Annotated in this window: 14 protein-coding genes; 8 read left to right on the forward strand and 6 right to left on the reverse strand. The window is 75.2% G+C overall.

From position 1 onward, the window contains the following. Positions 1-113 precede the first annotated feature (113 nt). The 3 genes from AB0P06_RS08960 to AB0P06_RS08970 all read left to right on the forward strand — a co-directional run bounded on the left by AB0P06_RS08960 (position 114) and on the right by AB0P06_RS08970 (position 4717). The gene (locus AB0P06_RS08960; RefSeq protein ID WP_363606203.1) at positions 114-1415 is read left to right on the forward strand and encodes a DUF5685 family protein; all 1302 of its coding nucleotides are present in this window, start codon (positions 114-116) and stop codon (positions 1413-1415) included. A 162-nt stretch (positions 1416-1577) separates the two neighbouring features. After that, positions 1578-2786: an alpha/beta hydrolase gene (locus tag AB0P06_RS08965; RefSeq protein ID WP_363606205.1), complete on the forward strand. Its 1209-nt coding sequence runs from the start codon at positions 1578-1580 to the stop codon at positions 2784-2786. Positions 2787-3073: 287 nt separating this feature from the next. Beyond that, a complete protein-coding gene (locus AB0P06_RS08970; protein WP_363606206.1) occupies positions 3074-4717 on the forward strand; it encodes a M4 family metallopeptidase in 1644 nt (547 codons plus the stop codon). 135 nt (positions 4718-4852) lie between these two features. Here the strand turns inward: AB0P06_RS08970 and AB0P06_RS08975 are convergent, their stop codons facing one another. The 4 genes from AB0P06_RS08975 to AB0P06_RS08990 all read right to left on the reverse strand — a co-directional run bounded on the left by AB0P06_RS08975 (position 4853) and on the right by AB0P06_RS08990 (position 7308). Further along, entirely contained in the window at positions 4853-5017 is a 165-nt protein-coding gene (locus tag AB0P06_RS08975) for a hypothetical protein (RefSeq protein WP_363606208.1), read from the reverse strand. 63 nt (positions 5018-5080) lie between these two features. Continuing rightward, positions 5081-5482, reverse strand: coding sequence for a TIGR03618 family F420-dependent PPOX class oxidoreductase (locus AB0P06_RS08980; protein ID WP_363606210.1), 402 nt, complete (start codon positions 5480-5482; stop codon positions 5081-5083). 111 nt (positions 5483-5593) lie between these two features. Next, positions 5594-6226, reverse strand: coding sequence for an MBL fold metallo-hydrolase (locus tag AB0P06_RS08985; protein WP_363606212.1), 633 nt, complete (start codon positions 6224-6226; stop codon positions 5594-5596). Then, positions 6223-7308, reverse strand: a complete 1086-nt coding sequence (locus tag AB0P06_RS08990; protein WP_363606214.1) for an S-(hydroxymethyl)mycothiol dehydrogenase — start codon at positions 7306-7308, stop codon at positions 6223-6225. The genes AB0P06_RS08985 and AB0P06_RS08990 overlap by 4 nt, the downstream gene beginning before the upstream one ends. Before the next feature lie 402 nt (positions 7309-7710). On the opposite strand from AB0P06_RS08990, the gene AB0P06_RS08995 reads away from it, so the two are divergent. Next, a complete protein-coding gene (locus tag AB0P06_RS08995; RefSeq protein WP_363606216.1) occupies positions 7711-8919 on the forward strand; it encodes a cytochrome P450 in 1209 nt (402 codons plus the stop codon). Next, on the forward strand, positions 8916-9200 hold the full coding sequence (locus AB0P06_RS09000; RefSeq protein WP_363606217.1) for a ferredoxin: 285 nt from the start codon (positions 8916-8918) through the stop codon (positions 9198-9200). Before AB0P06_RS08995 ends, AB0P06_RS09000 begins: the two co-directional genes overlap by 4 nt. A gap of 73 nt (positions 9201-9273) precedes the next feature. Here AB0P06_RS09000 and AB0P06_RS09005 read toward each other — a convergent pair whose 3' ends face one another. After that, positions 9274-10545 (reverse strand): phosphotransferase, encoded by a 1272-nt coding sequence (locus AB0P06_RS09005; RefSeq protein WP_363606219.1) that lies wholly within the window; start codon positions 10543-10545, stop codon positions 9274-9276. 134 nt (positions 10546-10679) lie between these two features. Then, the gene (locus tag AB0P06_RS09010; protein WP_363606221.1) at positions 10680-11552 is read right to left on the reverse strand and encodes a PhzF family phenazine biosynthesis isomerase; all 873 of its coding nucleotides are present in this window, start codon (positions 11550-11552) and stop codon (positions 10680-10682) included. Between the two features lie 369 nt (positions 11553-11921). Here AB0P06_RS09010 and AB0P06_RS09015 point away from each other — a divergent pair, with 369 nt between their 5' ends. The 3 genes from AB0P06_RS09015 (at position 11922) to AB0P06_RS09025 (ending at position 14580) form a co-directional block, all read left to right on the forward strand. Further along, the gene (locus tag AB0P06_RS09015) at positions 11922-12725 is read left to right on the forward strand and encodes an MBL fold metallo-hydrolase (protein ID WP_363606222.1); all 804 of its coding nucleotides are present in this window, start codon (positions 11922-11924) and stop codon (positions 12723-12725) included. A 6-nt stretch (positions 12726-12731) separates the two neighbouring features. Next, complete coding sequence (locus tag AB0P06_RS09020; RefSeq protein WP_363606223.1) at positions 12732-13163, forward strand: nuclear transport factor 2 family protein; 432 nt, start codon at positions 12732-12734, stop codon at positions 13161-13163. A 157-nt stretch (positions 13164-13320) separates the two neighbouring features. After that, positions 13321-14580 (forward strand): FAD-dependent oxidoreductase, encoded by a 1260-nt coding sequence (locus AB0P06_RS09025; RefSeq protein ID WP_363606224.1) that lies wholly within the window; start codon positions 13321-13323, stop codon positions 14578-14580. The last annotated feature ends 56 nt before the right edge of the window (positions 14581-14636 follow it).

Here is a 14636-nt window from a genome sequence, read left to right on the forward strand (position 1 = left end):
GCGGGAGGCCGGGGGCGGTTCGCGGGCGGGTACGGCCCATCAGAGCTACCAGCCGCTGATCATATGATGTCCGCAGCCAGAGGCCGGTTCGGCCCGGCCCGGCGAGGGGGATCATGTTCGGCATCATCAGACCGTGCAGACACCGGCTTTCGGAGCGGCTGCAGACGTCCTGGATGGCGCATCTGTGCGGGCTCTGCCTCGCGCTGCGCGACGACCACGGCCAGTTGGCCCGGACCGCCACCAACTACGACGGCCTGATCATCTCGGTGCTGGTCGAGGCGCAGAGCGCGAAGGACGACGCCTCCTGGCGCCGCACCGCGGGGCCCTGCCCGCTGCGCGGAATGCGGACCGCGTCGGTCGCCAGGGGCGAGGGCGCCCGGCTGGCCGCCGCCGTCTCGCTGGCGCTCGCCTCGGTGAAGATCCGCGACCACGTCGAGGACCGGGACGGCGTGTTCGCCCGCCGTCCGGTCGCCGCCGGGGCCCGGGCGGTGACCAGGCGCTGGGACCGCAAGAGCGCGGGCAGTGCCTCGGCGGTCGGCTTCGACACCGCCGTGCTGCTCGACGCCGCCTCCCGCCAGGGCGGGCTGGAGCGGGAGCTGGCACCGGGCGGCTCCGTCCTGCTGGTCACCGAGCCCACCGAGAGCGCCACCTCGGCGGCGTTCGCGCACACCGCCGTACTGGCCGGCCGGCCCGGCAACGCCGCCCCGCTGGCCGAGGCCGGCCGGCTGTTCGGCCGGCTCGCCCATCTGCTGGACGCCGCCGAGGACCAGGCCGCCGACGCCGCGAGCGGCGCCTGGAACCCGCTCACCGCCACCGGCACCGACCGCGCCGAGGCCGAACGCCTCTGCCGCGACGCCGTCCACGGCATCCGGCTCGCCCTGCGCGAGGTGGAGCTGACCGACCGGGCGCTGGTGCACGTCCTGCTCGCGCACGAGACCGAGCGCGCGGTCGAGCGGGTCTTCGGCCCGGCCGCGCACGCCGTCTCCTGCCGCACCCGGACGGCCGCCGGCACCGACGGCACCACCGACACCGGCACCGCCGGCAACCCGTACCAGGCGCCGCCCCGGCAGGACCCGGACCAGGCACCGCCCGGCGAGCCGGGCGCACCGGTCCCCCCGTGGGTGCCGCAGGGACCGGGCTTCAGCCCGCCGGGCGCCCCGCACCCGCACCCGCGCAACCTGCTGGCCGGCTGCGCGGTCTGGGCGCTGATGGCCTGCACCTGCCGGCTGATGTGCTGCGACCACGACGACCCGTTCTCGCGCGAGCGCAGGGAGGGCTGGTGCTCCCGGCACGACTGCGGCGACGGCTGCGACTGCTGCGGCAACGGGTGCGACTGCTGCGACGGGTGCTGCGGGGACGGCGGCTGCTGTGACGGGTGCGGCTGCGACGGCGGTTGCGACTGCGGCAGCTGCTGAACCGGCGCAGGCCGGGCCCGGACGCCCGGCAATGGCCCCCTGGGTGGAGGCGGGCTCATCCGGGCGGCGGGCCCGCCCGGCGTGGCGGCTCCGACCTGCGGCCGAGCGGGTTACGCCGCCCGCAGGACGCGCCGACGGCGGTCGCGGACCTAACGTGGCGTCATGTCGACAACCCCCCGGTGGCGGACGGCCGCGCTGCTCGCCGTGCCCATCGCCGTCCTGCTCTCGCTGGCCGGCCCGCAGGCCGCGCCGGCCGCCTCCCCGACCGCCTCCCCGGCCGCCGAACCGCCGTCCACCGCATCCTCGTTCGGCTCACCCGCCGACGCGACGGCCGGCGCACCGCAGGTGCCCGCGCCCACCACCCGCCGGCCGGTCGGCGCCACCTCGGTCCACCTGGTGGACACCGGCCGGCACGACCCCTGGCGGCCGGACGCGGCCACCCGCGAACTGATGGCCACCCTCTGGTACCCGGCACAGTCCGCGCGCGGCGAGCAACTGCCCTACATCTCCCCCGAGGTGTCCACGGCCCTGTACGGCACCCCGGACCTCAGCACCGTGAGCACGGGGGTGAAGGCCCGTACGGTGCCGGCGCCCGGACGGCACCCGCTGGTCGTGCTCTCCCCCGGCTACGGCTACAGCCGGACCTCCCTCACCGCCCTCGCCGAGGACCTCGCGGCCCGGGGCTACGCGGTGGCCGCGCTGGACCACACCTACGAGACCGTCGTGCAGTTCCCCGACGGACGGGTGGAGTCCTGCCTGATCTGCGACCGGGTGGACGAGCAGCGGGCGGCCGAGGTCACCCTCAGCCGGGCGAAGGACATCGGCTTCCTGATCGACCGGCTGACCGCGCCCGGGCCCGGGCTCGTCCGCGGGCTGCAGATCGACCGCTCCCGGATCGGCGCGGCCGGTCACTCCATCGGTGGCGCGAGCGCGATCGAGGCGATGCGCGAGGACGGGCGGATCCGCGCCGCCGCCAACCTGGACGGCGACGTCTTCGTCCCGCTCCCGGCCGACGGCCTCTCCCGCCCGGTGCTGCTGCTCGGCGCCCAGCGGCACGCCGGCGCGTCCCCGACGGCGAACTGGGACGAGACCTGGCAGCACCTGACCGGCTGGAAGCGCTGGCTGGACCTGCCGGAGGGCGGCCACCTGTCGTTCTGCGACGTGCACTGGCTGGTGGACTCCCTCGGCGTCCGCGACCAGGTACCGCCCGAGACCGCACAGGGGCAGTACGGCACCATCAAGGGCGACCGTGCGCTCGCCGCCACCCGGGCGTACCTCGGCGCGTTCTTCGACCGGCATCTGCTCAACCGTCCGGCCCGGCTGCTGGACGCGCCCTCGGCGGCGTATCCGGAGGTCCTGTTCGCCAAGTAGGCCGTGTCCTCGACGAGTTCGGGCCGAACCTCTGGACGCGCCGTGACCTGAGCATGTAAAACAGCTCTCCCGGCAGCTCTCCGCACAGCGCCCCCGCCCCCGCGCGCCGCGCGCACCCCTCGGCACGTCCTGCCGCGCGCGGCGCGCAGCCCCCTCGCAACGCGCCACCACGCCTCAGCACGCTTCACCGCTGCCGGAGTTCACCGCGTCCAGCCGCCGCGCCCGCTCGGCGGCGCACCTTGCCGTGCGCCGCCGCCGCGGCCTTCGCCGAGAACCCGAGGAGCACGATGCCGTTCAGTATCCGAACGACCGCCGGTGCCATAGCCGTTGCCGTCGCGGCGGTCACCTTCACCGCCACCGCCCTGCCCGGCACCGCCTTCGCCGCCCCCGAACCGGGCCCGGCCGCCTCCGCCGCCGCCCCCTCCTCGGCCGCCGTCTCGGCCGCCGACGCGGCACTCGCCGCCAACGCCGCCCGGCTCGGCATCACCCCGGCGCAGAGCCGCACCGTCCGGGACGTCGTCGCCGACGCCGACGGCGGCCGGCACGTCCGCTACGACCGCACCTTCGCCGGACTGCCGGTGCTCGGCGGCGACCTGGTCGTCCACCTCGCCCCGGGCGGCGCCTTCACGGGAGCCGACCGGGCCGCCGCCGGCGATCTCGCGGTGCCCACCACCACGCCCGCCGTCCCGGCCGCCACCGCGCGGGCCCAGGCCGTCCGGGCCCTCGGCCCCGCCATCCGAAACGCCGACGCCACGGCCGAGCTGGTGGTCGACGCCCTGCACGGCACGCCCCGGCTCGCCTGGCAGACCACCGCCGCCGGCCAGGACTACCTCGGCAACCCGGTCGCCCGCACGGTGCTGTCGGACGCGGCCACCGGCGGCACCATCGCCACCTGGGACGCGATCGAGACCGTCACCGGCGACGGCGCCTCGCTCTACAGCGGCACCGTCCCGCTGGAGGCCACCGCCGCCGGCGGCTCCTACCAGCTCAAGGACCCGACCCGGGGCGGCACCTACACCGGCGACGCGCAGAACAAGACCGACCTCTGCATCGGCAGCATCTGCATCAGCCGGGCGCCCGCCGTGCTCTTCACCGACGCCGACAACCACTGGGGCACCGGCACCACCGCCGACCGGGCCACCGCCGCCGTCGACGCCCAGTACGGCACCGACGTCACCTGGGACTACTACAAGAACGTGCACGGCCGCAACGGCATCGCCGGCGACGGCAAGGGCGCGTACAACCGCGTCCACTACGGCAGCGGCTACAACAACGCCTTCTGGCAGGACAGCTGCTTCTGCATGACGTACGGCGACGGCGACGGGACGACCTTCGGGCCGCTGGTCTCGCTGGACGTCGCCGGGCACGAGATGTCGCACGGCGTCACCTCGCGGACCGCCAAGCTCACCTACTCCGGCGAGTCCGGCGGGCTCAACGAGGCGACCTCCGACATCCTCGGCACCCTGGTCGAGTTCTACGCCGCCAACCCCGCCGACCCGGGTGACTACCTGATCGGTGAGCAGATCGTGCAGCCCGGCTTCGGCAAGGCCGCGCTGCGGTTCATGGACCAGCCGTCCAAGGACACCAAGTCGGCGGACTGCTGGAGCTCCGGCGTCGGCAACCTCGACGTGCACTACTCCTCGGGCGTCGCCAACCACTTCGCCTACCTGCTCGCCGAGGGCAGCGGCACCAAGGTGGTGGGCGGCGTCACCTACTCCAGCCCCACCTGCGACGGTTCGACCGTGACCGGCATCGGCCGGGACAAGCTCGGCGCGGTCTGGTACCGGGCACTCACCGTCTACATGACGTCCGGCACCACGTACGCCGGCGCCCGGACGGCCACCCTCAAGGCGGCCACCGACCTCTACGGCGCGGGCAGCGCCGAGTACGCCGCGGTCGCCGCCGCCTGGTCGGCCGTCGCGGTCGGCTGACCCTCGCCGCCGCCACCCGCCACCGGCCCGGGGCGCCCCCGCGTCTCGGGCCGGTGTGCGCCCCCGCCTGGTCCCGGCCCGCGCTGCCAGAGCGGCACCACCGCCACCGGACCACCGGCCGCCGACCGCCCGCGCTCACACATCCCGGCTCGCGACCGCCGCCGGCCCCGTCCGCCGGTCCGCCGCCAGCGAGTGCTCCAACCGCGCCAGCAGCGCCCGGAACCGCTCGGTGTCCTGCTCTGTCATCCGCCCGTCGGGCCGCACCCGCGCACCCGGCACCTCGGCCGTTCTCTCGTTCATGCCCCCGACGTTATGCCCCGGCGATCAACAGCCGATAAACACCCCCGCCGTCGGGCGGCCGGATCACGCCCGGCCGAGCACCCGGTCGACCGCTATCTCGATGACCACCCGGTCCGGGTTCACCCGCGGCTCCCGGTACCGCTCCGTGTAACGGCGCACGGCCTCGGCCACCTCCCCCGGTTCGTCCCGGACGACGGCCACGCCCTCCAGCGTCGACCAGCGCGCCCGGTCCACCTGGCAGACCGCCACCCGCATCCCCGCAGGGCCGGCCGCCAGCACGTTGCGCACCTTGCGGCTGGTCCGGCTGCTGATCACCCGCGCGACCGCCGTCTCCGGCTGGTACGTCACCCCCACCGGCACCACATGCGGCGAACCGTCCGGCCGCCGGGTGGTCAGCGTGGAGATGTGCCGCTCCCGCCAGAACGAGAGAAAGGCGTCGTCGAGCTCGCGCGGATCATGGGCCATGCCCGCGATCGTACGACGTCCGGCCCGGTGCGCGGGCACCGGGCCGAACGGCGACGCACCGCCTCGGCGCAGGTCCTGGCGACGCCGCACCGCCTCGGCGGCGAGCACGGCTCAGCGGCCGCGGGCGATCCAGTCGGCGAGGGCCGGGGCCTCGGCACCGATGGTGGTCGGGTCACCGTGCCCGGTGCGGACCACCGTCTCCGGGGGGAGGGAGAGCAGGCGGTCGCGGATCGAGTCGATGATGGTCGGGAAGTGCGAGAACGACCGGCCGGTGGCACCCGGGCCGCCCTGGAAGAGGGTGTCGCCGGTGAAGACCGTCCCGAGGTCCGGCGCGTACAGGCAGACCGCGCCCGGCGCGTGCCCGGGCGTGTGCAGCACGGTCAGCACGGTGCCGGCCACCTCGATCCGCCCGCCGTCGGCGAGTTCGGCGTCCGGCAGCCGCTCGGGGTGGGTGAGCTTCCAGAGCGGAAGGTCGTCGGGGTGCAGCAGGATCGGCGCGCCGGTCCGGGCGGCGAGCGCGGGGGCCGCGTCGATGTGGTCGTTGTGCGCGTGGGTGGAGACGATGGCCAGCAGCCGGCGCCCGCCCAGGGCGGCCTCGATCGCGTCGGCGTCATGGGCCGCGTCGATCACCACGGCCTCGGCGTCGTCACCGACGATCCAGACGTTGTTCTCCACCTCCCAGCTGCCGCCGTCGAGTTCGAAGGTGCCGGCGGTGACCAGCCGGTCGATGCGCGCGGTGGTCACAGGACCACCACCGAACGGAGCACGTCGCCCTGGTGCATGCGCTCGAACGCCTGCTCCACCTGGTCGAGGTCGATGGTCTCGGTGACGAACGCGCCGAGGTCCAGACGGCCCTGGAGGTAGAGGTCGATCAGCATCGGGAAGTCCCGCGAGGGCAGGCAGTCGCCGTACCAGGAGGACTTCAGCGCGCCGCCCCGGCCGAACACGTCCAGCAGCGGCAGCTCCAGCGCCATCTCCGGCGTCGGCACGCCGACCAGGACGACCGTGCCGGCCAGGTCGCGGGCGTAGAACGCCTGCTTGTACGTCTCCGGACGGCCGACCGCCTCGACCACCACGTCCGCGCCGTGGCCGCCGGTCAGCTCGCGGATCGCCTCGACCGGGTCACTGGTACGGGAGTTGACGGTATGGGTGGCACCGAGCCGCTGCGCGGTGGCCAGCTTGCGGTCGTCGATGTCCACCGCGATGATCTTCGACGCGCCGGCCAGGCGCGAGCCGAGCACGGCGGCGCCGCCGACCCCGCCGCAGCCGATCACCGCGACCGTGTCGCCGCGGCCGACGTTGCCGGTGTTGATCGCGGCGCCGATGCCCGCCATCACACCGCAGCCCAGCAGCCCGGCGACGGCCGGGTCGGCGGCCGGGTCGACCTTGGTGCACTGCCCGGCCGCGACCAGGGTCTTCTCGGCGAAGGCCCCGATCCCCAGGGCCGGGGAGAGCTCGGTGCCGTCCAGCAGGGTCATCTTCTGCTTGGCGTTGTGGGTGTTGAAGCAGTACTGCGCCCGGCCGCGCTTGCAGGCCCGGCACTGACCGCAGACCGCGCGCCAGTTGAGGACGACGAAGTCACCCGGCTCGACCTCGGTCACGCCCGCGCCGACCGACTCGACGATGCCCGCCGCCTCGTGGCCCAGCAGGAACGGGAACTCGTCGTTGATACCGCCCTCGCGGTAGTGCAGGTCGGTGTGGCAGACACCGCAGGCCTGAATCCGCACCACCGCCTCGCCCGGTCCCGGGTCGGGCACGACGATCGTCGTGACCTCCACGGGCGCGCCCTTGGCGCGCGCGATGACTGCCTTGACCTGCTGGGCCATCCGATTCCACCTCCGTCGGCCGGCGCGCCTCCGCACCGGCGTGACCTGCATCAATGACTTGCCCACGAAGCGTAGCGCCCGGCCGGCCGCGCCCCCGGCGTACGGGCCTGGTGATCCGGCTCACCGTGACCCGGTCGGCCCGGCCGGCCGCGTCGGCCGGGGCGCGCGCACGGCACCGAGCACCCGTCATCGTGCCCTGAACCGGCCGCCGATGGCTGGAAGTGCCGCTGACTGCGGACCGTCACCCACGTACGGTCGAAGCTGACCTGCCACACCCCGACCGAACCACCCCGGCCGAACCACCCCGGCCCGCGCCGAACCGTCCCCGCCCGCGCACCTCCCCGGATCCACCCCCCGTCGGGCCGCCCCGTGCGGCCCACCGCCCTGGAGTCTGGAGTACGGATGTCCGCCGAGAACAGTGCGACCGGCACCGCCCAAGCGCCCCTGATCCCGCTGCACTGCCTGCGCCACCTGGAGCCGGGCCCGCCCCGCCTGGCCGCGCTGCCCACCGGCACCCCGGTCTGGCTGGTCAGCCGGCACACCGACGTCCGGCAGGTGCTCACCGACCCGCGTCTGGGCCGCGCCCCGCTGTACGCCGCCGACGCGCCGCCGCTGTCGCTCACCCCCAACATCCTGGACGACCCGCAGAGCATGCTGAACATCGACGGCACCGGGCACCAGCGGCTGCGCCGCACCGTGCAGCGGGCGTTCACCCCGCGCGCGATCGCGCGCTGGCGCCCCTGGGTGGCCTCGGTGGTCGAGTCCCTGCTGGACGAGCTGATCGACCAGGGCTCCCCCGCCGACATCGTCGCCGCCTACTCCCGCCCGCTGCCGATCGCCGTGATCAGCCGCCTGATGGGTCTGGACGGCCTCGACAGCAAGCGCCTCGCCCACTGGAGCGACCACGCGCTCTCCGCCACCGCCTTCTCCGCCGAGGCGATCCGGGCGGCCATGGACGACTTCGCCGCGTTCGGCACCGAGCTGATCGCCGAACGCCGCGCCGCCCCCGGCGACGACCTGGTCAGCAGTCTGCTCACGGCGGCCGACGAGAGCGGCGACATCGGCGAGGCGCAGCTGGTCTCGCTCGTCATCGGCCTGGTGGTGGCCGGGCACGAGACCACCATGACCACGCTCGGCAACGCCCTGGTCTACCTGCTCGGCGACGGCCGGGACGCCTGGCAGCGGCTCGCCGCGGACGAGCAGAGCGCGGCCGCGGCCACCGAGCAGTTGCTGCGCGCCGTCCCGCTCGGGGACGCCAAGATCCTCCCCGGGCTGCTGCGGCGCACCGTGGAGGACGTCGAGATCGGCGGGGTGGTCATCCCGGCGGGCAGCGTGGTGGCCGCCGACACCGGGGCCGCCAACAAGGACCCCGGGGTGTTCACCGGGGACCTGCTGACCGAGCTCTTCTCCCCGCTCGCCGCGCCGATGTACACCTTCGGGGCCGGCCCCCACCACTGTCTGGGCGCCTGGCTGGCCCGGATGGAACTGGAGCTCGCCCTGCACCGGCTGGCCCGCCGGCTGCCCGCGCTGCGGCTCGCCGGGGCGACGGACATCGACTGGCGGCGCGGCCTGCTGACGCGCAGCCCGAACTCCCTCCAGGTCGCCTGGTGACCGCCGACGCGGCGGACGCCGACGCCGTGGTGGTCCGGGTGGACCGGGACCGCTGTATCGGCTCCGGGATGTGCGCGCTCACCGCACCCGGCTCGCTGGCGCTCGGCGCCGACGGGCTGGCCCGCCCGGTGCGCGGCTCCGTCGACGGCGCGGGCGGCGGCGGTGACGGCAACGGCGAGCGGCTGACGGAGGCGCTGGCCGAGGCCGTGGACTTCTGCCCGGTCGAGGCGATCGCCCTCTACTCCGCCCGCCACGGCCACCGGCTCGCCCCGGCCGAGTGACGCCCGCGCCGGTGCCCCGCCCTCCCGGGGAGGGCGGGGCACCGGCGACGGTCCGCCCGTCCCGGACGGGCGGTCAGGCCGGGACCTGCCCCGGCTCGCCCGCCCAGGCCAGCGCCTTGCGGATCTCGCTCGCCGGATCGCCCTCGTGGTACGGGCGCTCGCTGGTCTCGACGTGGTCCAGGAACTCCTGGTACCGCACCGCGTACGAGAGGTGGTAGAGCGGCTCGACCAGTTCCAGGGCGCGCTCCGGGTCCGAGCCGGGGGCGTGCTCCCGCCAGGCGCGCGCCCAGACACCGGCGATCTGCGCCCAGCGCTCGGCGGAGACGTACTGACGCGGGCGCAGCCCGTCCAGCGCCGGGTGGCCGAGGCAGGAGTCCGCGTAGTCGACGATCACCGTGTGCGTGCCGTCGGAGCGCCAGTTGCCGGGGTGGAAGTCGCCGTGCACCAGCGTCTCGGGGAGTCCGCAGGCGGTCAGTTCACCGACCAGTGCGGGCAGTCGCGCGGCGAGGGCGCGGGCGGCGGCGAGTTCACCGGCCGTCAGATCGGAGCGGGCCGGGCCGGTGCCGGCCTCCAGCCGGTCGAGCAGGGAGTCGACCTGGCCGAGGAGGGTGCGCGGGGTGCGGTCGCGCAGACCGGCGGCGGCCGCCCGGCCGTCCGCCGCGAGCGCCGCCTGGGCGGCGACCAGCCGGGGCAGCACGTCCGCGACGGTCTCGGCGGACGGGCCCCAGCAGTCCTCCCCGGGCACATGGTCGAGCAGCAGCAGCCCGCGCTCCGGGTCGGCGCCGAGCACCGGTGGCACCAGGGTCGCGTCGACGCCGCCGAGCAGGGCGATGACCTCGCCCTCGCGCGCGTTGAACACCGGGTTGATCGCCTTCAGCCAGGCGTCGCCGCCGGTCGTGGTCGAGTAGCGGAACAGGCCGGACAGGTTCCACGTCCTGAGCTGCCGGGCCCGGCCGGCCACGGGACGACCCGCCTGCCCCAGCGTCCGCTCCGCCCAGTCCAGGACGTCGCGCAGCCCGGCGGGCGTGGCCCAGCCGGCCCGCCGCTCGGCCGGGCCGAGCAAGGCGGCCAGGTCGGCGCCCGGCTCACGCGGGGCCGGCGCGGCGGGCCGCTCCAACGCCTCGGCGTGGTAGACCACATGCCCGCCGCTACCGCCCTCGCCGCTCGCCACTTCGGCCAGCCGGACCACCGCCACCGGCACTCCGGCCACGGCCGAGACCCGTTCGACCACCGGCCCGACGGCCGACCACCACCCTCCGTCCACCTCGAACGGGCCCACCGGCCCGAAGTAGTCGTCCCCGTGGGTGAGGTGGACGCTGACCGTCCGACCGTTCGCTCGTTCCATCCGGGCAGGTTCCCTCATCCGGCCCGCCCTCGCGACCGAATTTCGGCCCGCCGGTACGGCGTAGGCGCTGGGCCCGTCCGGGGCCGGCCGCCCGGCCCGCCGGTGCCTCCGTCCCGTCGGCCCCGGTGGCACGGCTACGGGATCGCCACGGCGGCCCCCGAGACCCGCACCCGGGCGTCGCCCTCGCGGAGTTCGACGTGCAGCAGGCCCGGGCGGCCGAGATCGTCGCCCTGGTGCAGCGTCAGTGTGGCCGGCACCGTCACCGCGCCCAGTTCGCGCAGGTAGGCGCCGAAGGCGGCGGCGGCCGCACCGGTGGCGGGATCCTCCACGACGCCGCCGACCGGGAACGGGTCGCGGACGTGGAAGACGTCCTCGCTCTCGCGCCAGACCAGTTGGAGGGTGACCAGATCGCGGGCCGTCATATAGGCGGCGAGGCCGTCGAAGTCGTACGCCAGCCGGGCGAGCCGGTCACGGGTGGCCGCGGCGAGCACCAGGTGGCGGGCGCCGCCGTAGGCGATCCGGGGCGGCAGCGCGGCGTCCAGGTCCTCGGGCGACCAGCCGAGCAGGGCGAGCGCCTCGGCGACGTCCGCCTCGCCGGCCTCCTCGACGTGCGGCTCGACGCTGGTGAGGGTGGCGCGCAGCACGCCGTCCGCGTCCTTGTCCACCTCGATCGGCACCTCGCCGGCCGGGGTGGCGAAGACGTAGTGGCCGGGACCGGCCCGCTCGGCGAGCGCGACGGCGGAGGCGACGGTGGCGTGACCGCAGAACGGCACCTCCAGCAGCGGGCTGAAGTACCGCACGGTGTAGGTGCCTTCGGCCCGGCCGGGTATCAGGAACGCCGTCTCCGAGTAGCCCACCTCGGCGGCGATGGCGAGCATCCGCTCGGTGGAGAGGCCGGAGGCGTCCAGCACGACGCCGGCCGGGTTCCCGCCGTCCGGGCGGGTGGTGAAGGCGGCGTAGCGAAGGATCTCGCCGCCGGGGGGCACGGGCACGGTGTCACTGGTCATGACCGCTCGAACGCCGTCCGTCCGACGGCTGTTCCCGTTCGTCGGCCGCAACCGGTGTCACTCGGATCGCCACGCGCCCCCTCAGCCCCGCCCACGCCCCCTCAGCCCAGGCCCTCTCAGCGCAGCACGGCCCGGGTGGCCGCGCGCCGGCCCCCGCGGTGCTGACGGCGCTGCTGACCCCCGGCGGCGGCCCCGGTCCGGTGGGTCCCTCCCGGCGCCGACGAGCCCGGCCCCGTACCCGGCCGGCCGCACCACGCCCGTCCCCCGCCCGGCCCAGTCCGGCGTGCGGGCGGGCACGTCGGAGCCGATGCTGGGCGGCGACGCGCGCCCGGCGTACGGCGGCCGGGCCGGCCCGAGGAAGGACACCCCATGAGCTCCCTCGACTTCGAGGTCATCGACAGCCCCGACAGCTCACTGAACAAGACCTCCGTGCTGGTGACCGGTCCGAACGACGCCCTGCTGGTGGACGCCGGGTTCACCCGCTCCGACGGGCGGCGGCTGGCCGAGCGGATCCGCGCCACCGGCAAGCGGCTGACCACGGTGTTCGTCAGCCACGGCGACCCGGACTTCTACTTCGGCGCCGAGGAGGTCCAGGCCGCCTTCCCGCAGGCCCGGTTCCTGGCCACCGCGGCCACCGTCGAGCACATCCAGGAGTCCTACGAGGACAAGCTGAAGGCCTGGGCCCGTCTCGGGCCGGAGCTGCCGACCCGGCTGGTGCGGCCCGAGGTGCTGCACAACGACGAGCTCGTCTTCGAGGGCCACCGGTTCGAGCTGCGCGGCGCCGACTTCCACCTGCCGGAACGGCACTACCTCTGGCTCCACCACCACCACGCGATCCTCGGCGGGGTGCTGCTCTTCGAGGGCCTGCACGTCTGGACGGCCGACACCCCGACCCCGGAACAGCGGGCCGCCTGGATCGACCTGCTGGACGGGATGGAGGCGCTGGAGCCGACGTTCGTGGCGGCCGGCCACCGGACCGCCGGCGCACCCACCGACACCACCGCGATCCGACACACCCGGGACTACCTGCGGGCGTTCGAGACGGAGATCGGCCGCACCACCGACGCGGCCGCCGCCAAGGAGGCGCTGGAGCGCCGCTTCCCGGATCTGGGCCTGAAGCTGGCGGTCGACCTCGGGACGAAGGTCGCCAAGGGCGAAATGGCCTGGGGCTGAGCCGCGATGATCGAGATTCCGAAGGCCGCGGCCTCGTTCGCCGAGTCCGACGCCCCCGCCGACGTGGTGCGCCGCCAGTACCTGGCCTCGGCCCGCGGGGACCTGGCCGCACTGCGGGCCACCCTGGCCGACGACGTGGAGTGGACCGAGATGGCGGGCTTCCCGCTGGCCGGCACCTACCGCACGCCGAAGGGCGTCACCAGCAATGTGATGGAGCGCCTGGCCGCCGAGTGGGACAGCTGGACGGCGCACGACGACCGCTATGTGGTGGACGGCGAGAACGTGGTCGTGCTGGCCCGCTACACCGCCGTCAACAAGGCCACCGGCCGCCCCCTGGCGGTGCGGGTGGCGCACCACTTCACGGTGCGCGGCGGCCGGATCGTCCGGTTCGAGCAGTTCGTCGACACCGCCCTGGTCAGGGCCGCGATGACGGCCTGACCCGCGCAGAACCGCCTAGCGCCCGCTCCAAACCCGCTCGAACCATGCTTCACCCGTTCGGGGGGAGCCTGTCGCGGCGCGCCCGGCGCGGTCTCGACAGGCCCGCAGGACGGCGGCAGGCTGTCGGTGATTCCGGCCGGAGAGCGAGGAGTTCAGCATGAGCACGAACACGGCGGGGACGGCCGACGGCGGCGGGCGCGAGCGCCCGTACGTGATCGTCGGGGCCTCCCTCGGCGGCGCGAAGGCCGCGCAGGCACTGCGCGAGGCCGGGTACGGGGGCGGCATCGTCCTGATCGGCGACGAGCACGAGCGGCCGTACGAGCGGCCGCCGCTCTCCAAGGGATACCTGCTCGGCAAGACCCCGCGGGAGAAGATCTACGTCCACCCGCCGCAGTGGTACGCCGAGCACGACATCACCCTGCGGCTGGGCACCGCGGTCGCCTCGATCGACCCGGCCGCGCACACCGTCACGCTCACCGACAACGGCGAGATCGGCTACGACAAGCTGCTGCTGACCACCGGCTCGGTGCCGCGCCGGCTGCCGGTGCCCGGCGCGGACCTGGACGGGGTGCTGTACCTGCGCCGGGTCGAGGACAGCGACCGGATCAGGGCGGTGCTGAGGCCCGGCGCCCGGGTGGCCGTGATCGGGGCCGGCTGGATCGGCCTGGAGACGGCGGCGACGGCGCGGGCCGCGGGCGCCGAGGTCACCGTGCTGGAGGCGGCCGAGCTGCCGCTGCTGCGGGTGCTGGGCCGCGAGGTCGCCCAGGTCTTCGCCGACCTGCACCGCGACCACGGCGTGGAGCTGCGGTTCGGCGCCGGCGTCCAGGAGCTGACCGGCGCGGGCGGCGCGGTCACCGGCGTACGGCTCGCGGACGGCGCGACGGTGGCCGCGGACGCGGTGATCGTCGGCATCGGCATCACCCCGGACACCGCGCTCGCCGAGGCCGCCGGGCTGGAGATCGACAACGGCGTCCGGACCGACGAACGGCTGCGCACCTCCGACCCGGACATCTACGCGGCGGGCGACGTCGCCAACGCCTTCCACCCGCTGTTCGGCCGGCACATCCGGGTCGAGCACTGGGCCAACGCGCTGAACCAGCCGCAGACCGCGGCCCGTGCGATGCTCGGGCAGGACGAGGTGTACGACCGGGTGCCGTATTTCTTCTCGGACCAGTACGACGCGGGCCTGGAGTACGTCGGCTACGTCGAGCCCGGCGGGTACGACCGGGTGGTCTTCCGCGGCGACCCGGCCACCCGTGAGTTCATCGCCTTCTGGGTCGCCGAGGGCAGGGTCCTGGCGGGCATGAACGTCAACGTCTGGGACGTCACCGACCCGATCCGCGAACTGGTCCGGTCCGGCCGGGCGGTGGACCTCAAGGCCCTGGCCGACCCGGCCGTCCCGCTGACGGACCTCTGACGGACCTCTGACGGGCCGCTGACGGACCGCCGAGGCGCGCGGCGGGCCGACGGGCG

It is taken from the genome of Kitasatospora sp. NPDC088351 (genome assembly GCF_040685575.1).
In the GTDB taxonomy this organism is placed as follows: domain Bacteria; phylum Actinomycetota; class Actinomycetes; order Streptomycetales; family Streptomycetaceae; genus Kitasatospora.

Bases quoted from the DNA above. Each gene is read 5' to 3' on its own strand.
- AB0P06_RS08965 (WP_363606205.1), top strand. From the start codon at position 1,578: ATGTCGACAACCCCCCGGTGGCGGACGGCCGCGCTGCTCGCCGTGCCC.
- AB0P06_RS08990 (WP_363606214.1), bottom strand. From the start codon at position 7,308: ATGGCCCAGCAGGTCAAGGCAGTCATCGCGCGCGCCAAGGGCGCGCCC.
- AB0P06_RS09005 (WP_363606219.1), bottom strand. From the start codon at position 10,545: ATGGAACGAGCGAACGGTCGGACGGTCAGCGTCCACCTCACCCACGGG.
- AB0P06_RS08980 (WP_363606210.1), bottom strand. From the start codon at position 5,482: ATGGCCCATGATCCGCGCGAGCTCGACGACGCCTTTCTCTCGTTCTGG.
- AB0P06_RS09020 (WP_363606223.1), top strand. From the start codon at position 12,732: ATGATCGAGATTCCGAAGGCCGCGGCCTCGTTCGCCGAGTCCGACGCC.
- AB0P06_RS08975 (WP_363606208.1), bottom strand. From the start codon at position 5,017: ATGAACGAGAGAACGGCCGAGGTGCCGGGTGCGCGGGTGCGGCCCGAC.
- AB0P06_RS08960 (WP_363606203.1), top strand. From the start codon at position 114: ATGTTCGGCATCATCAGACCGTGCAGACACCGGCTTTCGGAGCGGCTG.
- AB0P06_RS09025 (WP_363606224.1), top strand. From the start codon at position 13,321: ATGAGCACGAACACGGCGGGGACGGCCGACGGCGGCGGGCGCGAGCGC.
- AB0P06_RS08995 (WP_363606216.1), top strand. From the start codon at position 7,711: ATGTCCGCCGAGAACAGTGCGACCGGCACCGCCCAAGCGCCCCTGATC.
- AB0P06_RS09015 (WP_363606222.1), top strand. From the start codon at position 11,922: ATGAGCTCCCTCGACTTCGAGGTCATCGACAGCCCCGACAGCTCACTG.
- AB0P06_RS08970 (WP_363606206.1), top strand. From the start codon at position 3,074: ATGCCGTTCAGTATCCGAACGACCGCCGGTGCCATAGCCGTTGCCGTC.
- AB0P06_RS09010 (WP_363606221.1), bottom strand. From the start codon at position 11,552: ATGACCAGTGACACCGTGCCCGTGCCCCCCGGCGGCGAGATCCTTCGC.